The sequence below is a fragment of the Blastococcus sp. SYSU DS0539 genome (assembly GCF_054050855.1).
The window spans coordinates 378689-400348 of sequence record NZ_JBJHAF010000002.1; the positions used below are offsets into that span (position 1 = coordinate 378689).

26 protein-coding genes and 1 tRNA gene are annotated in these 21660 nt (G+C 73.9%); 17 read left to right on the forward strand and 10 right to left on the reverse strand.

The window, feature by feature from the left end; all coding sequences use genetic code 11:
• Positions 1-44: 44 nt before the first annotated feature.
• The 7 genes from ACI790_RS04085 (at position 45) to ACI790_RS04115 (ending at position 5238) form a co-directional block, all read left to right on the forward strand.
• Positions 45-530, forward strand: coding sequence for a Mov34/MPN/PAD-1 family protein (locus tag ACI790_RS04085; RefSeq protein WP_456568504.1), 486 nt, complete (start codon positions 45-47; stop codon positions 528-530).
• A gap of 123 nt (positions 531-653) precedes the next feature.
• On the forward strand, positions 654-932 hold the full coding sequence (locus ACI790_RS04090; protein WP_104528681.1) for a MoaD/ThiS family protein: 279 nt from the start codon (positions 654-656) through the stop codon (positions 930-932).
• Between the two features lie 46 nt (positions 933-978).
• The gene (locus tag ACI790_RS04095) at positions 979-1929 is read left to right on the forward strand and encodes a PLP-dependent cysteine synthase family protein (RefSeq protein ID WP_456568505.1); all 951 of its coding nucleotides are present in this window, start codon (positions 979-981) and stop codon (positions 1927-1929) included.
• Between the two features lie 146 nt (positions 1930-2075).
• On the forward strand, positions 2076-2909 hold the full coding sequence (gene murI, locus ACI790_RS04100; RefSeq protein ID WP_456568506.1) for a glutamate racemase: 834 nt from the start codon (positions 2076-2078) through the stop codon (positions 2907-2909).
• The gene (locus ACI790_RS04105; protein ID WP_456568507.1) at positions 2906-3649 is read left to right on the forward strand and encodes an MBL fold metallo-hydrolase; all 744 of its coding nucleotides are present in this window, start codon (positions 2906-2908) and stop codon (positions 3647-3649) included. Before murI ends, ACI790_RS04105 begins: the two co-directional genes overlap by 4 nt.
• Positions 3650-3711: 62 nt before the next feature.
• Entirely contained in the window at positions 3712-4656 is a 945-nt protein-coding gene (locus tag ACI790_RS04110; RefSeq protein ID WP_456568508.1) for a DNA polymerase domain-containing protein, read from the forward strand.
• Between the two features lie 102 nt (positions 4657-4758).
• Complete coding sequence (locus ACI790_RS04115) at positions 4759-5238, forward strand: DUF4262 domain-containing protein (RefSeq protein WP_456568509.1); 480 nt, start codon at positions 4759-4761, stop codon at positions 5236-5238.
• A gap of 4 nt (positions 5239-5242) precedes the next feature.
• Here the strand turns inward: ACI790_RS04115 and bcp are convergent, their stop codons facing one another.
• The 3 genes from bcp to ACI790_RS04130 form a co-directional block, all read right to left on the reverse strand.
• A complete protein-coding gene (bcp, locus tag ACI790_RS04120) occupies positions 5243-5731 on the reverse strand; it encodes a thioredoxin-dependent thiol peroxidase (protein ID WP_456568510.1) in 489 nt (162 codons plus the stop codon).
• A 70-nt stretch (positions 5732-5801) separates the two neighbouring features.
• A complete protein-coding gene (locus ACI790_RS04125; RefSeq protein ID WP_456568511.1) occupies positions 5802-6206 on the reverse strand; it encodes a YjbQ family protein in 405 nt (134 codons plus the stop codon).
• Positions 6203-7024: a potassium channel family protein gene (locus ACI790_RS04130; protein ID WP_456568512.1), complete on the reverse strand. Its 822-nt coding sequence runs from the start codon at positions 7022-7024 to the stop codon at positions 6203-6205. Before ACI790_RS04130 ends, ACI790_RS04125 begins: the two co-directional genes overlap by 4 nt.
• A 75-nt stretch (positions 7025-7099) precedes the next feature.
• On the opposite strand from ACI790_RS04130, the gene rph reads away from it, so the two are divergent.
• Complete coding sequence (gene rph, locus ACI790_RS04135; protein ID WP_456568513.1) at positions 7100-7822, forward strand: ribonuclease PH; 723 nt, start codon at positions 7100-7102, stop codon at positions 7820-7822.
• On the forward strand, positions 7819-8430 hold the full coding sequence (rdgB, locus tag ACI790_RS04140; RefSeq protein ID WP_456568514.1) for an RdgB/HAM1 family non-canonical purine NTP pyrophosphatase: 612 nt from the start codon (positions 7819-7821) through the stop codon (positions 8428-8430). The genes rph and rdgB overlap by 4 nt, the downstream gene beginning before the upstream one ends.
• Before the next feature lie 9 nt (positions 8431-8439).
• On the opposite strand, the gene ACI790_RS04145 is transcribed toward rdgB, so the two are convergent.
• Positions 8440-8667, reverse strand: a complete 228-nt coding sequence (locus ACI790_RS04145; protein WP_456568515.1) for a hypothetical protein — start codon at positions 8665-8667, stop codon at positions 8440-8442.
• A 134-nt stretch (positions 8668-8801) separates the two neighbouring features.
• Here ACI790_RS04145 and ACI790_RS04150 point away from each other — a divergent pair, with 134 nt between their 5' ends.
• Both ACI790_RS04150 and ACI790_RS04155 read left to right on the forward strand, forming a co-directional pair.
• A complete protein-coding gene (locus tag ACI790_RS04150; RefSeq protein ID WP_456568516.1) occupies positions 8802-9176 on the forward strand; it encodes a hypothetical protein in 375 nt (124 codons plus the stop codon).
• 83 nt (positions 9177-9259) lie between these two features.
• The gene (locus ACI790_RS04155) at positions 9260-10180 is read left to right on the forward strand and encodes a DUF6910 family protein (protein WP_456568517.1); all 921 of its coding nucleotides are present in this window, start codon (positions 9260-9262) and stop codon (positions 10178-10180) included.
• Between the two features lie 38 nt (positions 10181-10218).
• Here the strand turns inward: ACI790_RS04155 and ACI790_RS04160 are convergent, their stop codons facing one another.
• Positions 10219-11124, reverse strand: coding sequence for a LysR family transcriptional regulator ArgP (locus tag ACI790_RS04160; protein ID WP_456568518.1), 906 nt, complete (start codon positions 11122-11124; stop codon positions 10219-10221).
• Positions 11125-11194: 70 nt separating this feature from the next.
• Between ACI790_RS04160 and ACI790_RS04165 the strand changes: the two genes are divergently transcribed.
• Positions 11195-11812 (forward strand): LysE/ArgO family amino acid transporter, encoded by a 618-nt coding sequence (locus ACI790_RS04165; RefSeq protein WP_456568519.1) that lies wholly within the window; start codon positions 11195-11197, stop codon positions 11810-11812.
• A 228-nt stretch (positions 11813-12040) separates the two neighbouring features.
• On the opposite strand, the gene ACI790_RS04170 is transcribed toward ACI790_RS04165, so the two are convergent.
• Both ACI790_RS04170 and ACI790_RS04175 read right to left on the reverse strand, forming a co-directional pair.
• Entirely contained in the window at positions 12041-12592 is a 552-nt protein-coding gene (locus ACI790_RS04170; protein WP_456568520.1) for a GIY-YIG nuclease family protein, read from the reverse strand.
• Between the two features lie 1686 nt (positions 12593-14278).
• Positions 14279-14359: transfer RNA gene (locus ACI790_RS04175), tRNA-Leu, on the reverse strand.
• A gap of 88 nt (positions 14360-14447) precedes the next feature.
• Here ACI790_RS04175 and ACI790_RS04180 point away from each other — a divergent pair.
• Positions 14448-14750 (forward strand): DUF3618 domain-containing protein, encoded by a 303-nt coding sequence (locus ACI790_RS04180; protein ID WP_456568521.1) that lies wholly within the window; start codon positions 14448-14450, stop codon positions 14748-14750.
• A gap of 272 nt (positions 14751-15022) precedes the next feature.
• Here the strand turns inward: ACI790_RS04180 and ACI790_RS04185 are convergent, their stop codons facing one another.
• Positions 15023-15646, reverse strand: coding sequence for a TetR/AcrR family transcriptional regulator (locus tag ACI790_RS04185; RefSeq protein WP_456568522.1), 624 nt, complete (start codon positions 15644-15646; stop codon positions 15023-15025).
• Positions 15647-15772: 126 nt separating this feature from the next.
• On the opposite strand from ACI790_RS04185, the gene ACI790_RS04190 reads away from it, so the two are divergent.
• Positions 15773-16870, forward strand: a complete 1098-nt coding sequence (locus tag ACI790_RS04190; protein WP_456568523.1) for an EAL domain-containing protein — start codon at positions 15773-15775, stop codon at positions 16868-16870.
• Between the two features lie 98 nt (positions 16871-16968).
• On the opposite strand, the gene ACI790_RS04195 is transcribed toward ACI790_RS04190, so the two are convergent.
• Positions 16969-17574, reverse strand: a complete 606-nt coding sequence (locus ACI790_RS04195; protein ID WP_456568524.1) for a histidine phosphatase family protein — start codon at positions 17572-17574, stop codon at positions 16969-16971.
• A 59-nt stretch (positions 17575-17633) separates the two neighbouring features.
• Between ACI790_RS04195 and ACI790_RS04200 the strand changes: the two genes are divergently transcribed.
• The 3 genes from ACI790_RS04200 to ACI790_RS04210 all read left to right on the forward strand — a co-directional run bounded on the left by ACI790_RS04200 (position 17634) and on the right by ACI790_RS04210 (position 20447).
• Positions 17634-18488, forward strand: coding sequence for an aldo/keto reductase (locus ACI790_RS04200; RefSeq protein WP_456568525.1), 855 nt, complete (start codon positions 17634-17636; stop codon positions 18486-18488).
• 128 nt (positions 18489-18616) lie between these two features.
• A complete protein-coding gene (locus tag ACI790_RS04205; RefSeq protein ID WP_456568526.1) occupies positions 18617-19771 on the forward strand; it encodes an acyl-CoA dehydrogenase family protein in 1155 nt (384 codons plus the stop codon).
• On the forward strand, positions 19764-20447 hold the full coding sequence (locus ACI790_RS04210; protein WP_456568527.1) for a PaaI family thioesterase: 684 nt from the start codon (positions 19764-19766) through the stop codon (positions 20445-20447). Before ACI790_RS04205 ends, ACI790_RS04210 begins: the two co-directional genes overlap by 8 nt.
• Positions 20448-20499: 52 nt before the next feature.
• On the opposite strand, the gene ACI790_RS04215 is transcribed toward ACI790_RS04210, so the two are convergent.
• On the reverse strand, positions 20500-21618 hold the full coding sequence (locus tag ACI790_RS04215; protein ID WP_456568528.1) for an NAD-dependent epimerase/dehydratase family protein: 1119 nt from the start codon (positions 21616-21618) through the stop codon (positions 20500-20502).
• Positions 21619-21660: the final 42 nt, after the last annotated feature.

Here is a 21660-nt window from a genome sequence, read left to right on the forward strand (position 1 = left end):
GGGCGACGCCGGACCGGCCGGACGGGCACGCCTAGACTGACCCCGTGCTGCGCATCGACCGCGCGACCTACGACGCCATCGTGGCCCACGCCCGGAAGGACCATCCGGACGAGGCCTGCGGCGTCGTCGCCGGGCCCGAGGGGACCGAGCGCCCCGAACGCTTCGTCCCGATGCTGAACGCGGCGCGGTCGCCGACGTTCTACGAGTTCGACAGCGCCGACCTGCTCGCGCTGTACCGCGACCTCGACGACCGGGACGAGTGGCCCGTCGTCGTCTACCACTCGCACACCGCCACCGAGGCCTACCCGTCCCGCACCGACATCGGGTACGCCTCCGGACCGGCCGCCGACCCCCGCACGCACTACGTGCTGGTGTCCACCCGCCACCACGGTCCGGAGACCGGCCTGGCCGGCGACGAGGTGGAGTTCCGCAGCTACCGCATCGTCGACGGGGAGGTGTCGGAGGAGGAGGTCGAGATCGTCGAGTCCTACCTCTTCGGGCACTCGCCGACGACCGTCGTCTACGACTGACGGGGAACCTCCGCCGCCGTCCGGAATCGACGGCGGCCCCCGGGTGTTGCCCCGGTTCAGACGCACCACCGCTGCCGCGCGCAGCGCCCCCCTCACATCGACGTTCCCGAGGAGAAGCACGCCATGGCCATCGAGGTCCGGATCCCGACCATCCTGCGCACCCACACCGGCGGCAACAAGACCGTCGAGGGCAGCGGGGACACGCTGGCCGCGCTCATCGACGACCTCGACAGCAAGCACTCGGGTCTGAAGAACCGCCTCGTCACCGAGGAGGGCAAGCTGCACCGCTTCGTCAACGTCTACGTCAACGACGAGGACGTCCGCTTCACCGGCGCCCTGGACACCCAGGTCAAGGACGGCGACTCGGTGACGATCCTCCCGGCGGTCGCGGGCGGCTGCTGAGCGGCTCCCGCTCCCCGTCTCCCGCCCCGCTCCCGGAAGAGTTCCCATGGCCCGCTTCGCCTCACTCGTCGACTCGCTCGGCGGCACCCCGCTCGTGGGGCTGCCGAACCTCTCGCCGACCTCCGACGTGCGCCTGTGGGCCAAGCTCGAGGACCACAACCCCACCGGCTCCATCAAGGACCGCGCCGCGATCAAGATGATCGAGGCGGCCGAGAAGGAGGGGCTCCTGCAGCCCGGGTCGACCATCCTCGAGCCCACCAGCGGCAACACCGGCATCTCGCTGGCCATGGTGGCCCGCCAGCGCGGCTACCAGCTGATCTGCGTCATGCCGGAGAACACCTCGGTCGAGCGCCGTCAGCTGCTGGAGATGTACGGGGCGCAGATCATCTCCTCGCCGGCGGCGGGCGGCTCCAACCAGGCCGTCGCCATGGCCAAGGAGCTGGCCGCGGAGCACGACGACTGGGTGATGCTCTACCAGTACGGCAACCCGGCGAACGCGCTGGCGCACTACGAGGGGACCGGCCCCGAGATCGTGGCCGACCTCCCGTCGATCACCCACTTCGTCGCGGGCCTGGGCACCACCGGCACGCTCATGGGTGTCTCCCGGTACCTGCGGGAGCACAAGCCGGGGGTGCAGGTGATCGCCGCCGAGCCCCGCTACGGCGAGCTGGTCTACGGGCTGCGCAACATCGACGAGGGGTTCATCCCCGAGCTGTACGACGCCTCGCTGCTGGACTCCCGGTTCTCCGTGGGCCCGGAGGACGCCATCCACCGCACCCGCCAGCTGGTGGAGCGCGAGGGCATCTTCGCCGGCATCTCCACCGGCGCGATCCTGCACGCGGCCCTGGGGATCGCCGACAAGGAGGTCGCGGCGGGACGTGCGGCCGACATCGTCTTCATCGTCTGCGACGGCGGCTGGAAGTACCTCTCGACCGGCGCCTACGCCGGCACCCTCGAGGAGGCCACCTCCGCCCTCGAAGGGCAGCTCTGGGCCTGAGCTGCCGGACGGACCCGCGCCGAGCGCCCCCTCCCCGCCGGGAGGGGGCGCTCGGCGCTTTTCGGGCGCCGGCGGTGCACGGCGACGACCATCACCCCCGGCCGTCCGGGCGGCCGTCGGAGGCGGCGGCTAGCCTGACCGGCGACATGGGGACGACCACAGCCGGGCGCGGAGCAGACGCGCCGATCGGGATCTTCGACTCGGGCGTCGGCGGGCTCACCGTCGCCCGTGCCGTGCTGGACCAGTTGCCGAACGAGGCGGTCCGCTACATCGGCGACACCGCGAACGGTCCGTACGGCCCGCTGCCGATCGCCGAGGTGCGCCGGCACTCGCTCGCGGTGATGGACGAACTCGTCGACAGCGGCGTCAAGATGCTCGTCGTCGCGTGCAACTCGGCCAGCGCCGCCTCGCTGCGCGACGCCCGCGAGCGCTACGACCTCCCGGTGGTGGAGGTCGTCCTGCCCGCCGCGCGCCGGGCCATCGCCGCCACCCGCAACGGCCGGATCGGCGTGATCGGCACCCAGGCCACCGTCACCAGCGGCGCCTACGACGACGCGTTCGCCGCGGCGCCGCACGTGTCGGTCACCTCGGCGGCCTGCCCCAGCTTCGTCGACTTCGTCGAGCGGGGGGTCACCAGCGGCCGCCAGCTGCTCGGCCTCGCGCAGTCCTACCTCGACCCGCTGCTCGCGGCCGGCGTGGACACCGTCGTCCTCGGCTGCACCCACTACCCGCTGCTCACCGGCGTGCTGTCCGTCGTCCTCGGGGACGACGTCACGCTGGTCTCCAGCGCCGAGGAGACGGCCAAGGACGTCTACCGGGTGCTCACCCGCACCGACCTCCTGCGCGATCCCGGCGCGGCACCGCCGGAGCACGTCTTCCTGGCCACCGGCGACCCGGAGCCGTTCGCCCGCCTGGGCCGGCGGTTCCTGGGTCCCGAGGTCGGCGCGGTGCTCAGCGCCGGACGCGTGGGCATCGCGTGAAGCTGACCGTCGTGGGGTGCTGCGGCAGCGGCCCCGGCCCGGACTCGCCCGCCTCCTGCTACCTCGTCGAGCACGACGGCTTCCGGCTGGTGCTCGACCTGGGCAACGGCTCGTTCGGTGCCCTGCAGGGTCTGGTCGACCCGGGGAGCATCGACGCGGTCTTCCTGTCCCACCTGCACGCCGACCACTGCCTCGACGTGGCGCCGTTGGTGGTGTGGCACCGCTACTCCGGCCGCTCACCCGGCTCGCTCGTGCCGCTGTACGCGCCGGTGGGGGCCGAGCGCCGGCTGGCGCTGGCCTACGACATGGACGGCGACGGGCTCACCGACGTCTTCGACTTCGTGCCCGTCGGTCCCGGCGCGCTCACGATCGGCCCGTTCGAGGTGGCGCTGGCGCGCACGGCGCACCCGGTCGAGACCTACGCCATCCGGCTCTCCGCGGGCGGGCGGTCCCTGGTCTACACCGGGGACACCGGCCCGTGCGACCGGGTGGTCGAGCTGGCCCGGGGCGCCGACGTCCTGCTCGCCGAGGCGGCGCACCCCGACAACGTTCCCGAGCAGCCGCCGGGGTTGCACCTCACCGGGCGGCAGGCCGCGCAGCACGCGGCCGCGGCCGGGGTCGGGCGCCTGCTGCTGACCCACATCCCCGCCTGGGTGGACCACATCGGGCAGCTGTTCGCGGCGAGCGCGGTCTTCCCGGAGACCGAGCTGGTGCGCCCCGGAGCGGTCTACGAGTTCTAGAGGGCCGGTTGCCGGGGGGCGAACGGTTGCCGCGGTGTCAGCGGCCGGGCAGCGTGACCGGCGTGGCCGACGAGGAACGTGACGGTGTGGCGCTGAGCAGTCTCGACTCGCCCCTGGGCGACGGGCTGGGCGTGCCCAAGCGGGCCCTGGTCGACCACCTCGACGCCGTCGCCGACCGGCTGGTCCCGCTCCTCGCCGGCCGTCCGCTGTCGGTGGTGCGGGTGCGGCCCGGCCAGGCCCCGTTCATGCAGCGCAACGTCGCCAAGGGGGCGCCCGACTGGGTGCGCACCGTGCCGGTCTGGGCCGAGTCCGCGCACCGCGAGGTGCACCAGGTCCTCTGCGACGACCGCCGCACCCTGCTGTGGCTGGCCAACCAGCGCGCGGTGGAGTTCCACGTGCCGTTCCTCCCGGCCGGCTCCCACGAGCCCACCGGCCTTGTGCTCGACCTCGACCCGCCCGACGGTGCCGACTTCGCCACCGTCGTCGCCGTCGCCGGGCTGGCCCGGCGGGCGCTGGCGGAGGCCGGCCTGGCCGGCGCGGTGAAGACCAGCGGCTCCACGGGGCTGCACGTGGTCGTACCGGTGCACGGCTCGCCGGTCGAGGACGTCGCCGCGGCCACGCGGGCGCTCGCGCAGCGGGCGGCGCAGCTGGATCCCGGCATCGCGACGACGGCGTTCCTCAAGGAGGAGCGGGCGGGCCGGGTGTTCGTCGACTCCACCCGGTCGGGCACGGGCACGGTCGTCGCCGCCTACAGCCCCCGGGTGCGGCCCGGGCTCCCGGTGTCCGCGCCCGTCGACTGGGCCGATCTGGACGCCGTGCGCCCGGGCGACGTCACCGTGACCTCGGGCGCGGAGCGGCTCGGGGACTGGGCGGCCCTGCTGCCCGCACCCCAACGGCTCCCGGCCGCGCTGGTGGCCGAGGGGCACGAGATCCCGGTGGCGCGGGTGCAGGCGATGCACGAGGGGCGGCGCAGGGCCCGCGCCCGCCGGGCCGCCGAGGACGGCTGAGCAGCAGTCCAGGGGCGGGGCGCCGTCCCCAGGTGCGCGGCCCGTCCACAGATCCGCCCCGTCACGGGCCGGATGTCGGTACCGCCCCGCAGGCTGGCCGGCATGACGACCGACCCGCAGATGCTCGCCTGGCTCGACCAGGAGGACAGCCGGCTGGCACAGACGATCCGCGCCCACCGGGTCGCCGTGCAGTACGTGATGCGGGGGGAGGAGTCCGACGAACCGCCGTTCGGCTACACCGTCGGCCTGTTCGGGGTCGGCCACCCGGAGCTGGTCGTGGTGGGGGTGGGGCACGAGACGGCCTGCGGCATGCTGAACGAGGTGGCCGGCCTGGTCCTCGCGGGCCGCGACCTGCTCCCCGGCGAGGTGATCGCCGGCGGCCGGGAGCTGCTCGCCGTCGAGCAGCTGCCCAACCCGGGAGAGGTGCTGTTCAGCGCCAACCGCTTCTACCAGCGCCCGGACGAGTACTCCGTGCCCGCCTACCAGCTCACCTGGGCGCACCCGGACGGCGGCTTCCCCTGGGACCCGGGATACCCCTGCCCACCGGAGTGCCAGCCGCGGCCGGGCACCTGGCGGGCGTGACCGGTCAGTCCAGACCGAGGTCGCGGCGGAGCTTGGCGACGTGCCCGGTCGCCTTCACGTTGTAGGAGGCGCGCTCGATCCGGCCCTCGGGATCGATCACGAACGTCGACCGGATCACGCCGACGACCTCCTTGCCGTACAGCTTCTTCGGTCCGTAGGCGCCGTAGGCCTGCATCACCTGCTTGTCCGGGTCGGAGACCAGCGTGATCCGGAGGTTCTCCTTCTCCCGGAACCTGGCCAGCTTCTCCACCGGGTCGGGGGAGACACCGATGATGTCGAGCCCCGCCTCGGCGAGGTCGCCGGCGGCGGCGGTGAAGTCGATCGCCTGGGTGGTGCAGCCGGGCGTCAGCGCCGCGGGGTAGCAGTAGACGATCACGCGCCGACCGCGGTAGGAGGCCAGCGACACCGGGTTCCCGTCGGCGTCGGGCAGCGTGAAGTCCGGCGCCGGGTCGCCGGCGGTCAGGCGGACGGGGGTGGCGTCGGTCTCGGTCATGCCGCGCATCCTGCCGTGTCCGGGCGCCCCGCTCGCAAGGGGGCGCCCCGCTCGCAAGGGGGCGGGCGGCTCAGCCGGGCAGGAAGGAGAAGCGCACCTGCCGCTGGTGGTTGTCGGTGTTGGTGTCCACCAGGCAGATCCGTTGCCAGGTGCCCAGCATCAGCCGGCCCTCGAGCACCGGCACGCTGGCGTGCGGTGGGACGAAGGCGGGCAGCACGTGGTCGCGGCCGTGCCCGGGGCTGCCGTGCCGGTGCCGCCACCGGTCGTCGCGGGGGAGCAGCTCGTCGAGCTGGGCGAGCAGGTCGTCGTCGCTGCCCGAGCCGGTCTCCAGGATCGCCAGCCCGGCGGTGGCGTGCGGTACGAAGACGTGCAGCAGCCCGTCACCCTCCGACTGCACGAACTCGGCGCAGTCGTCGGTCAGGTCGACGACGACGGGGACGCCCCCGGTCCGGACGGCGCGCAGCTCCGATCTCATGGCGGCGATCCTGCCCGGTGTTCCGGTCCGGCGTGCGGTGAACCGGGCCGGGACGTCACCGGGACCGGGCCGGACCCGTCGGCGGCTGGGCCCGCCGCCAGCAGCGAGCGCAGCCGGGCGACCTCCTCGGTGAGCGCCTGCAGGTCGCGACGGGTGATGGCCTCGGACTCCTCGCCCACCTGCTGCACGCGCTCGACCAGCCACGAGGCGAAGGTCGCGGTGATCACTCCGAGCAGGGCGATGCCGGTGAGCATCAGGCCGGCGGCGATCACCCGCCCCTCGGCCGTCACCGGGTAGCGGTCGCCGTACCCGACGGTGGTGACGGTCGCGAACGCCCACCACAGCGCCTCCCCGAAGCCGTCGACGTTCGCGTCGGGATGGCCCCGCTCGGCATCGAGCACGGCGAGGGCGGCGACGAACATCAGCAGCGCCGTGGCGCCCACGACGAAGACCGCGACCCGGCCGCGCAGCGAACGCCCGGCGTGCCGGTTCAGCGCGTTGAGCAGGGTGACCAGGCGGAGCAGCCGCAGCGGCCGCAGCAGAGGGAGGACGATGACGGCCAGGTCGAACAGGTTGCGCCGGAGGAACCGCCGCCGGTGGCGCGAGAGCCGGAGGCGGACCCCGTAGTCGACGGCGAACCACAGCCAGGTGGCCCAGGTGACCCAGCGGCAGACGGTCGGCCACGGCCGGGGGAGGTCCGGATCGAGGATCGGCCAGGCGTAGGCGACCAGGAACAGCAGTGCGGCGGTGGTGAGGATCCAGTCGGTGGACCGCTCCCACCGGTCGCGTCGCGGATCCGGCAGGGTCGACGACGCCATGGTTGCCGACGCTAACGCCGCACCGGCCCGGGGACGCGGCGGGGTGGCGGGGGCTGCGCACTACCCTCGGTGGCCGTGACCCGCCCCGACGGCCGTGCGGCCGACCAGCTCCGTCCGGTGACCATCACCCGCAACTGGCTCGACCACGCCGAGGGCTCGGTGCTCGTGGAGTTCGGCCGCACCCGGGTGCTGTGCGCCGCCAGCGTCACCGAGGGCGTGCCGCGCTGGCGCAAGGGCTCGGGCCTGGGCTGGGTGACCGCCGAGTACGCGATGCTGCCGCGCGCCACGCACACCCGCGGCGACCGCGAGTCGGTCAGAGGGAAGATCGGTGGCCGCACGCACGAGATCAGCCGGCTCATCGGCCGCTCGCTGCGCGCCGCCGTCGACCTCGGTGCGCTGGGGGAGAACAGCATCGCGATCGACTGCGACGTCCTGCAGGCCGACGGCGGCACGCGGACGGCGGCCATCACCGGCGCCTACGTGGCGCTGGCCGACGCCGTCTCGTGGCTCGGCGAGCGGAAGAAGCTGGCCCGCCCGAAGGCGATCGTCCAGTCCGTCGCCGCGGTGAGCGTCGGTGTCATCGACGGCGAACCGCGGCTGGACCTCCCCTACGAGGAGGACGTGCGCGCCGGCACGGACATGAACGTGGTGTGCACCGGCGACGGGAACTTCGTCGAGGTGCAGGGAACGGCCGAGGGTGCGGTGTTCGACCGGCCGACCCTCGACGCGCTGCTGGACCTGGCGATGGCCGGCTGCGCCGAGCTCACCCGCATCCAGGCCGAGGCGCTGGCCCGATGAGCACCCGGCTCCTGCTGGCCACCCGCAACGCCGGCAAGCTCGCCGAGCTGCAGCGGCTGCTGGAGAGCGCCGTGCCCGGCGTGGAGGTCGTGGGCCTGCGCGATGTCGAGGAGTACCCCGAGGCGCCGGAGACCGGTGCGACGTTCGCGGAGAACGCACTGCTCAAGGCGCGCGAGGCGGTCCGGCACACCGGTCTGCCCGCGGTGGCCGACGACTCGGGGCTCACCGTGGATGCGCTCAACGGGATGCCCGGCGTGCTCTCGGCGCGCTGGTCGGGCCGGCACGGCGACGACGACGCCAACACCGCGCTGCTGCTGGGTCAGCTCGCCGACGTCCCGGACGAGCGGCGCGGGGCGGCGTTCGTGTGCGCGGCGGCGCTGGTCACCCCGGACGGCATCGAGCGGGTGCTCGAGCGCGAGTGGCGCGGCACCGTCGTCCGGGAGAAGCGGGGGAGCAACGGCTTCGGCTACGACCCGGTCTTCGTGCCCGGCGGGCTGTCGCAGACCTCCGCGGAACTCACGCCGGCGGAGAAGGACGCCCGCAGCCACCGGGGGCAGGCGTTCGCCGCGCTGGTCCCCGTCCTCGCCGAGGTGCTGGGCGCCCGCTGACGGTCCCGCTCAGTCGCGTCGCCGGCTGAACCCCGGCCGGTCCGGGGAGTCGGCTTCCTCGGGGTCGGCGTGCCGGCCGCGCCGGTGCAGCTGCTCGTCGCCGGCCACCGGCGCCTCGCTGCCGAGCTCCGGGGCGCGGTGCCGGCCGCGGGCGGCCGCGGTGGCGGGGGAGTGGACGGCGGCGGCGCGCACCATGGCGGGCGGCCGGGTCGTGGTGGGGGTGGCGCTCGAGGTCATGGGTGCCTGATCGGCCGCCGGGGCTCCCGGCTCGAGGGCCGGGGGCCGGCGACACCCGGGTGGGTGAACCGGGGAACCGGCTGCAGCCGAGCTGTGACGCGGTGCACGGCCGGCTGCTCGTTAGCCTGCTGGCCATGGAGCTCGTGCGCCTTCTGCTCGTCGTCGCCCACATCATCGGGCTGTCCCTGATCATCGGCCCGTTCCTGTTCCAGGTGAGCCGGAAGGCGCACTTCGACACGAAGCTCATGCAGATCGGCGCGCTCACCCAGCTGGTCACCGGCCTGGCCCTCGTGGGGGTGCGGGAGGCCGACGACCTCGCGGTCGACCACGTGAAGATCGGCGTCAAGCTCGTCGTCACCGTCCTCGCCGTGGTCACGGTGTTCCTGGCCGCCCGCAAGCAGAAGGCCGCCGATGCCGGCCGGGCCGCCCCGAAGTCGCCGCTGCCCTTCTTCCACTCCACCGGTGCGCTGGCGATCCTGAACGTCTTCATCGCCGTCCTCTGGACCTGACCGCACCGCATCCCGGCTGACGGATCCGGGGCCGTTGCTGATGCCGGGGCGTGAGCGGCGGTCGACGCGGGCACACCGCAGCGATGCGGGTCTTCGTGGACGGCACCAGGGCGCTGCGCTTCGACGACGGGACGCCGGTCACCGCGGCCTCCGGGGTGGGGCCGCTCGGCGACGGCTGGCTCGTGGTCCAGGACGACGGCACGTTCGCCGCCTGGTGCCGGCCGGACACGGTCACCCGGCTGCGGGTGCTGCCGCCGGTCGACGGGCTGGACGTGTTCCGGGAGTCCGAGGGCACCAAGCACCTCAAGCCGGATCTGGAGGTCGCCTGCCCCGCCGAGGTGGACGGTGAACCCGCGGCGCTGCTGCTCGGGTCCGGCTCCTCGCCGCGTCGCATGCGCGGGGTGGTCGTGCGGCTGGAGGACGGGGAGCCGGTCGTCCGGTCCGCCGAGCTGACCGAGCTCTACGAGCGGGTGGCCGAGCGGCTGGGCCTGCCGATGGACGCGGTCAACCTCGAGGGCGCGAGCCGCTCCGGGGACGTGATCCGGTGGTTCAACCGCGGCAACCTGCGGGCGGGCGTCCGCTCGGCCGGCGTGGACGTCCCGCTGGAGGCCCTGGTCGCCGCCGTCCTGGGCCGACGAGAGCCTGCCGAGGTGCCGGTGGACCGGCCGCAGGAGTACGAGCTCGGCGAGGTCGAAGGTGTGGGCCTGGCGATCACCGACGCGGTCGCGCTGCCCGACGGCCGGGTGCTGCTCAGCGCCGCCGCCGAGGACACCCCGAACGCCGTGGACGACGGGCCGGTGGTGGCCACCGCGCTGGCCCTCGTGGAGGGGGACACCGTGGTGGCGGTGGCGCAGATCCCGGAGGTCGGCGGGCACGTGCACAAGGTCGAGGGGCTCGCCCTGCGGGACGTCGGGGACGGCGTCGTCCGGCTGCTCGCCGTGGTGGACGACGACGACCCGACCGCGCCGTCGGCCGTGCTGGACCTGCGGGTCGAGTTCGACTGATCCCGGGCGCGCAGGGGGAGGTGCCGGGCCGGGGGCTCCTACTGCGACGGGCGGAGCCGGGCGTGCGCGGCGTCGACCAGTGCGCGGGCGACCCGGTCCAGCGGGCCGGACTCCAGCCGCCACTGCTGCCAGTACAGGTGGACGTCGACGGCGCCGGCCGGGTCGAACGACGGAACCGCGGGGCCGCTCCCGGCGGACGGTCCGGAGCGGTCGTCCGCTTGCTGGAGCTCCGGCAGCATGCCCCAGCCGAAGCCGATCGCGACGGCGGTGACGAAGTCCGCCGAGGAGGGGACGTAGTGGATCGGCGGGTCCGCCGCCGCGAGGTGTTGGCGCAGGTAGGCGTGCTGGAGGTCGTCGCGGCGGTCGAACACGACGACGGGGGCCCGCTGCAGGGCGGCGGCGTCGGGGCCGTCCGGGAACCAGCGGTCGGCGAAGCCGGGTGCGGCGCAGGGCAGGTAGCTCATCCGGCCGAGCGGCGTCACCCGGCAGCCGGCGACCGGCTCCGCGTCGGAGGTGACCGCGCCCATCACGGTGCCCGCCCGCAGCAGCGCGCTGGTGTGCGTCTGGTCCGAGCTGTGCAGGTCGAAGCGGATCTCGCCGGCCAGCGGGGCCAGCGCCGGCAGGGCCCAGGTGGCCAGGGAGTCGGCGTTGACCGCGATCGGCACGAGCGGTGGCCGGCCGGGGGAGGCCGGATCGAGGTGCCGGCTGGTGTCGTCGACCAGCAGCCCGACCTGGCGGGCCAGCCGCAGCACCGGCTCCCCGGCGGCCGTCACGGTCGCCGGCCGCCCGCGCTGCACCAGGACGCGGCCGGCGGCCACCTCCAGCGCGCGCAGCCGCTGGGAGACCGCGGACGGCGTGACGTGCAGCCGACGCGCGGCCGCCTCCAGCGAGCCCTCGTCGATCACCGCGACGAGTGTCCGGAGCTGCCCCAGGTCGACATCCATGAAGCAACGCTAATGCGCCAGCAGAAAGATGAGCTCGATTGTTCAGCGGCACGCTCCTAGCGTGGTCCGCGTGACGACAGGACTGCTGGCCGCGGTGACCGGGCTCGGGATGGGCCTCTCGCTGATCGTGGCCATCGGTGCGCAGAACGCCTTCGTGCTCCGGCAGGGCCTGCGCGTCGAGCACGTGACCGTGGTCGTGGCGGTGTGCGCGGTCTCCGACGCGGTCCTCATCCTCCTCGGGGTGGCCGGCAACTCCTGGCTGAGCGCCCGCCTGCCCGACGCGATCACCGCCATCCGCCTGGGCGGCGCCGCCTTCCTCCTCGGCTACGCGGCCCTGGCGGCCAGACGTGCGCTGCGCCCGTCGTCGTTCGACGTCGATGCCGGCGGCACCCGCAACGGGCTGCTGGCCACCGTGGTGACGTGCGTGGCGCTGACCTGGCTCAACCCGCACGTGTACCTGGACACGGTGCTCCTGCTGGGGTCCGTGGCCGACAGCCACGGTGGCGGGCGCTGGTGGTTCGCCGCGGGCGCCGTCGTCGGCAGCCTGCTGTGGTTCAGCGCGCTCGGCTACGGCGCGCGCCTGCTCCGCCCGCTGTTCGCCCGCCCGGCGGCGTGGCGGGTCCTCGACGCCGGCATCGCCGTCGTCATGGCCGCCCTGGGTCTCGGCCTGCTCGCCAGCGCGCTCTGACGTCCGCGCCGGATCGTGCGGGAGGGGGGGACTCCAACCCCCACGCCCGAATGCACCAGATCCTAAGGATGCTCGGGCGACGCCAGGAGTCATGCCGATGAGTTGGGGATTCGGGCTCTGAGCTGCAAAGACGGCGCGGCTCGATGTCCGGCCAGACAGCCGCTGATCACCTCTGATCGCCGTGGCTCATTGGCCCAAATATTGGCTCGGACCTGGGCGGGACGTGGCTCAGTCGGTGGCCTGCGGTCCCGGCCCGGCCGACGCCCGGTAGGCAGCCCGCGCGGCCCTGATCGTCTCGTACAGCGGGTGCGCCTTGTTGTCCCGCTGGTTGAGCGGCGGGGCAAGCTCAGCGATGACGGCCGCCTCGACGGCCTTCGGCTCCGCGTGGGTCGCCCACGTCACCCGCAGGTGCGCGCGCATCCATTCGGACAGCCGCGCTTCGTCTGCGTCGATGGGGACGACGCGATCCGTTGTCCACCGGGTTCGGTAACCCTCGGACGGCATGAGCAGCGCGACCAGGGCGCGGCGCAGGGTAGAGGACCCGGTCGGCCCTCGGAGATGGTTCCGGCCGACCCTGGTGCGCAGGTTCGTCGCCAATCCGATGTAGAGCAGTTCCAGTCCGTCGACGGACGGATGTGCGGGGCCGGAAACTCCGGGGAGCGTGCCCGGCCCAGCCCACCAGGCGTAGAGACCGGATTCGCGCGGCAACGTCGCCTGCGCTTCGTCGGCATCGGCCGGTGGGCCGCACAACTCCTTCGCGACCGTGAGTGCATCTGCCATGACCGCAGCGTCTCACTGCGGTCGGACATGCGTGGGTGATGACCTGTACGGTCGTCGGTGGCGGGAGAAGCATTCCCGCATTCCCGCCTCGAACATGCGGTACGAGCAGGCTTGGCAGCACAGCGTCGATTCCAAGTCGCTGGTCATCTTGTAGTCGGCCCCGTTTTCGCAGCCCAGCACAGCCCAATGGCGACCGGGCATCGAGAGCACTTGTCCGCCCCCCACATACAGCCCCGGCAACTTCATCTTCCGGATCGACTGGGCGGTGAAGATCATCGTCTCGTCGGCCCCGACTCTCATGAAGTGTCTGGAGTAGTCGCGCAGGCATGTGGGGCGGCCTGACGACTCGGGAGCGCGTGGCGCACCGCCTGGGGCTGCCGGTGCGGTTCGCCCAGCGTGACGAATAGCGGGCCAGCTAGGTCCACGAGCCGGATACCCGGGAGGTTAGCTGCCGCCCTCGCGAGCGTCCGTTCCAGACCGGGTGCCCCGGGGAAGCTTGGCGGCTCATCCCCGGGGCACCCTCCCTTCTCGCCTTGAACGGCTCCCACCAGGACTCGTCGTGGGCCAAGGCGTGCGCCAGGCTCTATGGCGGCTTTGCTTCGTGGAGGTCGTGGCCTGGATCAGCCCGTGCTTCCGGGCGTAGTTCAGCGTCGCGGAGAGCGGGAAGAGGCTTCCAGGGCTCGGCAGAAAGCATCAACCACGCGGGCCTCGTCCCCGCGCATTAGTCGTCGCTCCGTGTGCGGGCCAGGCGAGCGCCGGGCTGAGCCAGAACGGCGAGGCCGAGCCCGGCACCGGCCGGGGCCTGTCGGGCCGTCTGGTTCGGGATGGTGCCGCGCACGTCGGCGCGGGTGGGCGTGGGGTGGTGGTGCACGTGGCCTCCTGGGGCTCCGAGTGTGCGGACCTGTTCAGCCAACAGAAGTCGACGCCGAAGGTTCAGCGTTCGACGCTGCTGGCGGGTGACGCGAAGTGCTCTGACGCCGATACGTCCCGTTCGGCTCAGCGGCGGTGCCGGGGGTCGGCCCGGACGCCGTGGGCGCATAGCGCGGTGGGGGAGGCGCGTCGTCACCCCGCGCCGGCCGCGCTGGCTTGTCGGCGGCTCGACGACCCGTCCCTTCCGCCGTGGAGGCGTGCCAGGGCTCGGGGAGAGCGGGGGGCTTGCCGCCTCCGAATGACCCCAGTCCGAGTTGTCGGGCGTGTAGTCCCGGCGTACCGCGCACGGCGCACGGTCACGACAGAGACCAAGGAAGGCGGCGGTCTCTTTGTCGGACCAGAGCTGGTCCGTGGGGCTGGCTTGGGAGTGCTGGGCACGGAAATCCTCCGAGAAAGGGAGGGTTGTGTCGCGCGACGTAAAGAGCGCCGGACGAAGAACTCAAGTGATGAGGGTTCCGCTCGACGCTCACGCCAGCCGATCAGGGCTAGTCGCATCCGAGGATGCACGGCGGTAGTCGTCCGCTCGATGAGCGGGTGTCGTTTACGCCGTGGTGTGCCTGTCGCCCGCCCAGATTGACCCACGGGCAGGCGCTCAGGCAGGCACCCGCCACCGATAGACGGGGATGGACAGAGCACGCTTGAGCACCGCTTTCCACAGCGACGTTGGCTCAGGCGTTGGCTCAAACCGTCGAAGCACGCCCCTGTGACTTGCGGCCCGGCGAGCCATTCGGCTTTTGGCCAGGGGAGACGCCCCAGTGCGGGAGGGGGGACTCGAACCCCCACGCCCGAAGGCACCAGATCCTAAGTCTGGCGTGGCTGCCGTTACACCACTCCCGCGTGGCTCCGGAGTCTAGGAGCACCCCGGTCGGGTGCTCGCGACGACCGTGACCGCGCTGACCTGCGCTGCGTCTGGCAGGCTGTCGCCGTGCCCCGCGACCCACGACAGATCCAGCTCGAGATCGATGCGGCCCGCGAGTCGCTGGCCGCCACCCTGGACCAGATCGCCTACCGGAGCAGCCCGACCCGCCTGAAGGCGCAGGGCAGGGATGCCGTGCAGCGGTTCCTGCAGACCCCGGCGGGCAAGGCCACGATCGGCGCCGTCGGGCTGCTGGTCACCCTGGTCGTCGTCCAGAAGGTGCGCCACCGCAACGACAGTCCCGGAGCGCCGCGAGCCGGTCGGCCCGGTCAGGAGCCGGTCAAGGCCCTCGGCCGCAACCGGCGCGGCTGACCGGGCGGCACGTCGTCGTCGACGGCCGCCGCCATCCCGGTGTCACCTGCTCCTAGCTAGGAGGACCCGGTGCCGGGGTACGAGCACCTCCGCTCGGCCGTCGCGTTCTCCCCGGGCAGGGTGGACCGGGGCGCTGGTCGACGGCGAGCAGGCGCGGCCCCAGCCGGGCGGCTGCTACGGCGGCTGGGTCACCGACGAGGTGGCCGGGCCCGTCACGGGCGGGCCCGGCACGCTCGGCTGGTGAGCCGCGGAGGGCCGGTTCGCGGCCCGGGTCAGACGGTCGCGCCGTGGGCCCGCAGCAGCGGCAGTGCCACCATGTCGACGACCGAGTCGGCGTAGGCGTCGTCGACCGGCTGACCGCTGGCCAGCCAGCGCTGCACGAGCGGAGCGCCGATGGCATCGGTGACCGGTGTGCCGACCAGGCCCGGCGGCAGCTCGCCGCGCTGCTCGGCGCGCGCCCACGTGTCGTGGAAGGCCTTCTGCCACATGGCGAGCGGGCCTGCGCGGAAAGCCGCGGCGAGCGCGGGCTGGTGCGGCATCGAGGAGAGCAGCGCCTGGGTCGCCGCCCCGGCGGGGCCGCTCACCAGGGCCACCATCGAGTGCAGCAGCTGGCGCAGGTCGCCCTCGAGGGAGCCGGTGTCGGGACTCTGCGCATCGTCGCGGTTGAGGTCGGAGATGGTGTCGACGACCAGGTCCTGCTTGGTGCGCCAGCGCCGGTAGATGGTCGCCTTGCCGACACCGGCCTCCGCTGCGACCGCGTCCATGGTGAGCGCGCCGTAGCCCACGTCGGCCAGCAGTCGGAGGATCGCGGCGCGGATGACGCCGTCGCGGCTGGGATCGCGCGGACGGCCGCCGCGGCTGGGACGGACGACGTCGGCGGTGGGGAGAGCGGCCATGAGCAAACCTTAGACATTCAAGTTGTGAGGAAGCTGAGTGTCCCCTGCGAGTACCCCCGGAAGTGGGTTCCGATACCGCCGCGCGCCTGTCCCGCGCGTCGGTGCCGGTGAGTCACCCTGGCACCCGTGGGAACCATCTGCGGTGAGGTCTGCGGGTGCCGCCGGCACTGGGAGGTGCCCGGGCGGGCGAGCCAGGCGCTGCTCGCCACCTCGATCGGGCACGTGCTGCCCCACGTCGCCCGCACCGCCAAGGCCCTCGGCCTCACCGTGAACTCCGCGCCCCAGCTCGTCGACGTGGTCGACGACCGGGGCGGTCGCGGGCTCGAGCGGCTGTTCCACCGGCTGGCCCGCGAGCTGACCGCGGCCGAGACCGAGGCGGTGCGGGTGGCGACCGACCCGCCGGCCGACGAGACGGCGCGCACCGCTCGCCTGCTCACCGCCCCGACGCTCGCCGTCGAGCTGGCCCGGCGCGGGGTCACCGTCGAGGTCGGCGTCCTCGCCGAGGCCGAGTTCTGGTCGGTCTACCAGCCGATCGTGTCGCTGGCCGACCGCTCCGTCGTCGCCCACGAGGCGCTCCTGCGGGGGCTGGTCGACGGCCGCGAGGTGGGCGGCGGCGACCTGTTCTTCGTGGCCGAGTCCGCCGGCTGGCTGCACCGCCTCGACCGGATCGGCCGGGAGTCGGCGATCGCCGGATCGGTGCCGTGGCTGGGTGACGACGACCTGTTCATCAACTTCGACCCCACCTCGATCTACCGGCCGCAGGTGTGCCTGGCCAGCACCGAGCGCGTCGCCCACGAGACGGGCATCGACCCGCGGCAGCTCGTCTTCGAGGTGGTGGAGTCGCACGCCATCGCCGACCGCGGCCACCTGGTGTCGGTGCTCGAGCACTACCGCTCGCTCGGCTGGCGGGTGGCGCTGGACGACGTCGGCGCCGGCTGGTCGAGCCTGTCGCTGCTGGCCGCCGTCCGCCCGGAGGTGGTGAAGCTGGACAAGGGCCTGGTGCAGGGGCTGCCCGACGACGGCGCCCGCACCGTGCTCAAGGCGGTGACCGATCTGGCCCACCAGCTGGGGGCGGTCGTCGTCGCCGAGGGCATCGAGACCGAGCAGCTGGCCGAGGAGGTCACCGCGATCGGCGCCGACCTGGGTCAGGGCTGGCTGTTCGGCCGTCCCGTCCGGCACGAGTCGCCGGCCGAGGAGCCGGAGGGTCGCTGGCAGCCGGTCTGACGCCGATCCGCTGAGCCGTTCGTGCACGAACGGTCGTCTCCATGCCCCGGACAGGACCGTTCGTGCACGAACGGTCGTCGCGGCGGGGGGCGTGCGGATCAGCCGAGGGCCCAGCCGGTCAGCACCGGGCGGCCGTGCTCGTGGCCGAGGACGCCGTAGCGGCCGGCGGGGAGCGCGAACAGCGCGCCGGCCTCGGGGGCCAGCCCCAGCCAGCGCGCGGTGAGCACGCGCAGCACGTGCCCGTGGGCGACCAGGGCGACGTCGCCCTCGCCGAGGCGGGCGCGGGCGCGGTCGAGCACCCGGTCCACCCGCCGGCCGACGTCGGCCAGCGACTCCCCGGGAGCCGCCGCGGTGGCCGTGCCCTCCCGCCAGATCGACCATTCCCGGCCCAGCTCCGCGCTGATCTCGGCGGTGGTGCGCCCCTCGTAGCCGCCGTAGTCGAGCTCCACCAGGTCGGGGTCGACGGCGGTGGCCGGCAGCCCGGCGAGCTCCGCCGTGCGGCGCGCCCGCAGCAGGGGGCTGGTCCGGACGTCGACGAAGCGCCGCTCCCCGAGGACCGGGCGCAGCGCACGGGCCTGGTCCTCGCCCTCGGCCAGCAGCGGGAGGTCGGTGGTCCCCGTGTGCTGGCCGGTCCGGCTCCACTCCGTCTGCCCGTGCCGCAGCACGACGATCTCCCCGACCCGCCCACCGAGAACCTCGCCCACGCCGACCATCGAACACGCTGACGGGAACACCCGCGCGGTGTTCCGCGCTGGCCAGCGGCATGACCACCGCGCAGAGCACTGAGATCTTCTCCATCGGCGGGGACCTGCCCGTCCACCGGCTCGGCTACGGCGCCATGCAGCTCCCCGGCCCCGGGGTGTGGGGCGAGCCGGCCGACCGCGCCGCCGCCGTCCGGGTGGTGCAGGCCGCCGTCGAGCAGGGCGTCGACTTCATCGACACCGCCGACTCCTACGGCCCGGAGATCAGCGAGCGGATCATCGCCGAGGCGCTGCACCCCTACCCGGAGCAGCTGGTCATCGCCACCAAGGCCGGGCTGACCCGCCAGGGGCCCGACGTCTGGACGCCGGTGGGCCGCCCGGCCTACCTCAAGCAGCAGGTCGAGCTGTCGCTGCGGCACCTGAAGGTCGACCGGATCGACCTCATCCAGCTGCACCGGATCGACACCGACGTGCCGCTGGCCGACCAGCTCGGCGCGTTCGCCGAGCTCAAGGAGCAGGGCAAGGTCCGGCACATCGGCGTCTCCGAGGTGTCGGTGGAGCAGCTGAAGGCGGCCCGCGAGATCACCGAGATCGTCAGCGTGCAGAACCTCTACAACCTCACGACCCGGCAGAGCCAGGACGTGCTCGACTACGCGACCGCCGAGGGCATCGCCTTCATCCCGTGGTTCCCGATCGCCACCGGGAACCTGGCCGCGCCGGACAGCCCGGTCGCCGACATCGCCCGCGAGCTGGACGCCACCCCGTCGCAGGTGGCGCTGGCCTGGCTGCTGCAGAAGTCGCCGGTCATCCTCCCGATCCCGGGCACCAAGTCGGTCGACCACCTCACCGAGAACCTGGGTGCGGCGCGCCTGACGCTCTCCGACGAGGACATGGCCCGCCTGGACGCCATCGCGTAGTCGTCCTCCGGACGACACCGCGACCACGTGCCGTCCCGGCATCGCCGAGCCGCTGTGCCGCGCAGCGGGAACCCTCCGGGCTCCGCGCTGCGCGGCACAGGGCCGGCGGCCCGTGCCAGCATGTCCCCATGGACGCCGAGGACTTCCGTCAGGTCAGGGCCGCCGTTCGTCAGCTCGTGCGGGAGGAGGTCATCCCGCTCGAGGAACGGATCGAGGACGAGGACCGCATCCCCGACGAGCTGCGCGCGCGGATCGCGGAGATGGGCCTGTTCGGCTACGCGCTGCCCGAGGAGCACGGCGGGCTGGGCGTCACCATGACCGAGGACGTCGAGCTGGCGTTCGAGTTCGGCTACACGACGCCGGCGTTCCGCTCGCTGTTCGGCACCAACAACGGCATCTCCGGGCAGGTGATCGCCCGGTTCGGCAGCGACGAGCAGAAGAAGAAGTACCTGCCCGGCCTGTCCGCCGGGGAGCTGATCGGCTCCTTCGCCCTCACCGAGGCCGAGGCCGGCTCCGACCCGGCCGGGCTGCGCACCAGCGCCCGCCGCGACGGCGACGAGTGGGTCATCAACGGCAGCAAGCGGTACATCACGAACGCGCCGATCGCCGACCTGTTCGTCGTCTTCGCCCGCACCGACCCGGAGCAGAAGGGCGGCCGCGGCATCTCCAGCTTCGTCGTGGAGACGACGACGCCGGGGGTCTCGGTCGGGCCCAAGGACAAGAAGATGGGCCAGTCCGGCGCCTGGACCAGTGAGGTGTTCTTCGACGACGTGCGCGTGCCCGCCGACGCGCTGATCGGCGAGGAGGGGCGCGGCTACGCGAAGGCGCTCACCGTGCTCTCCCGCGGCCGGCTGCACATCGCCGCCCTCTGCGTCGGCATGGCCCAGCGGGTGCTCGACGAGTCGGTCGCCTACGCGGCCACCGCCAAGCAGGGCGGGGCGCCGATCGGCCGCTTCCAGCTGGTGCAGGCGATGCTCGCCGACATGCACGCCGAGCTGCTCGCCGGCCGCAGCCTGGTGCGCGACGTCGCCACCCGCTACGACTCCGGCGAGGACACCTCCGTCGGCCCGTCGTCGGCGAAGCTCTACTGCACCGAGATGGTCGGCCGCGCCGTCGACAAGGCCGTGCAGGTGCACGGGGGCATGGGCTACCTGCGGACGACGCCGGTCGAGCGCTTCTACCGCGACGCCCGCCTCTTCCGGCTCTACGAGGGCACCAGCGAGGTGCAGCGCGTCATCATCGGCGGCGCGCTGCTGCGCGAGGCCGGCATGTCGCGTGGCTGAGCGGCCGGAACTCTCCGTCCAGGAGCGCGACGTCCGGCGGGACGCCGTCGGTGACCTCGGGTCGGCGCTGCGCGAGCTGGTGGACGCGGCGGTGCTCACCGAGGTGCCGACGGCCGAGCTGGCCGACGTCGCGGACGTCGTCCGGCAGCTCGCCGGCCGGCTGCGTGCCGACGGCCGGGGGCTGCACGAGATCGCCGCGGTCGACGACCCGGCGACGGGAGAGCGCTGGTACAGCCCGGTCTACGGGCCGGGCAATCCGGTGGCGCCGCCGATCGAGGCGTCGAGCACCCCCGACGGACGGGCGACCGGCCGGGTCACCCTCGGCAAGGCGCACGAGGGGCCGCCCGGGCTGGTGCACGGGGGCGTGGTGGCCACGCTGCTCGACCACGTCCTCGCCCGCGCCGTGCGGGCGGCCGGGCACGGCGGGCTCACGGCCACGCTGACGGTCACCTACCGGCGGCCGGTGCGGCTGGGCGTGCCGCTGGTGGCGACGGCGGAGCTGGGCACCACCGAGGGCCGGCGGACCACCGCCACCGCCCGGCTGGCCGCCGCCGACGACCCGGCGACGACGCTGGCCGAGGCCGAGGGCCTGTTCGTCGCGCTGCGCCCCGAGCGGGCCGCCGACGTCTTCGCCGCGACGGACCGCGCGGTCGGCGCCTGGACCAGCCGCTCCTGAGACCGCCCGGCCGCCACCCGCACCCGGCTGGGCGGCGCGCCGGGCGGATCGGTCAGTTCGCCCGCGGGCCGGGTGCGTTGGCCGGGTCGCCGCCCGGGTCGAGCGAGGGCCCGCCGGCCGGGCGGAGCAGCGCACCGGGCGCCCCCACCCCGTCGCCGACGGCGGCGACGAACTGGCGCAGCACGTCGTCCCCGGTGTGGAAGGGCCCCCAGTCGAGCAGCTTGCGGGCCCGCGCGGTGTCCAGCGCCGGCACCTGGGTGCCGATGTCCAGCCATCCCGGCTCGGTGGGCACCAGGTGCGCGTGGAAGGCGGCGGACAGCCCGGCGCGCAGCACGGCCGCCGGGGTGGGCACCCGCACGCTGCCGAGGGCCTTGGCCAGGGCGTCGGCGTCCATCACCGGCTCGGCGGCGAGGTTGAACGGTCCGGGCGCGCGCCGGTCGAGCATCCGCTCGAGGGCGTCGGCGACGTCGTCGGCGTGCACGAAGGCGATCGCCAGCGCGGGCAGCGGGAGCGGCAGCAGCCGGGCGATGCTGCCGGGCAGCATGCGGGCGGCGCCGAACAGCAGCGGCCCCAGGAAGTAGCGGCCGATCTCGCTGCCGGCCTCCGGCTGCAGCACCAGCGTGGGGCGGACGACGGTCAGCGCGGTGTCCCGGTGGCGGCCGAACACGTCGCGGACCACCCGCTCGGCCTCGGACTTGTCCCGGCTGTACTGCGCGCTGGGGATGCCGGTGGTCGGCCAGTCCTCGGTGACCCGCTGCCCGCGCGCTCCGCCGGCGTAGGCGCCGATGGAGCTCATGTGCACGAACTGGTCGACCCCGGCCGCGGCGGCCGCGCGGGCCACCCGCCGGGTGCCGGCCACGTTCACCTGGCGCAGCCGGTCGGGCTGCCGCCCGGGCTGCAGCGCCCAGGCGAGGTGGACGACGGCGTCGGCGCCGTCCAGGAACTCGGCGAGCTCGGCCTCGGAGGCCGCTTCGCCGAGGTCGGCGAGGTGCCACCGGACGCCGTCGTAGGGGGCGATCGCCGGTGGCTGCCGGCGGGCGAGGCCGCGCACCTCGGCCAGCCCCGCCTCGGGGCGGGTGAGCCGGCGCAGCAGGGCGGTGCCGACGTTGCCGCTGGCACCGGTGACGGCGACCGTGCGGCCGGCGAGGTGACCGGGGGAGAAGTGCGCCATGCCCTGGCGCTACCCGGCCCGTCCCGCGCCAACCGGCGAGCG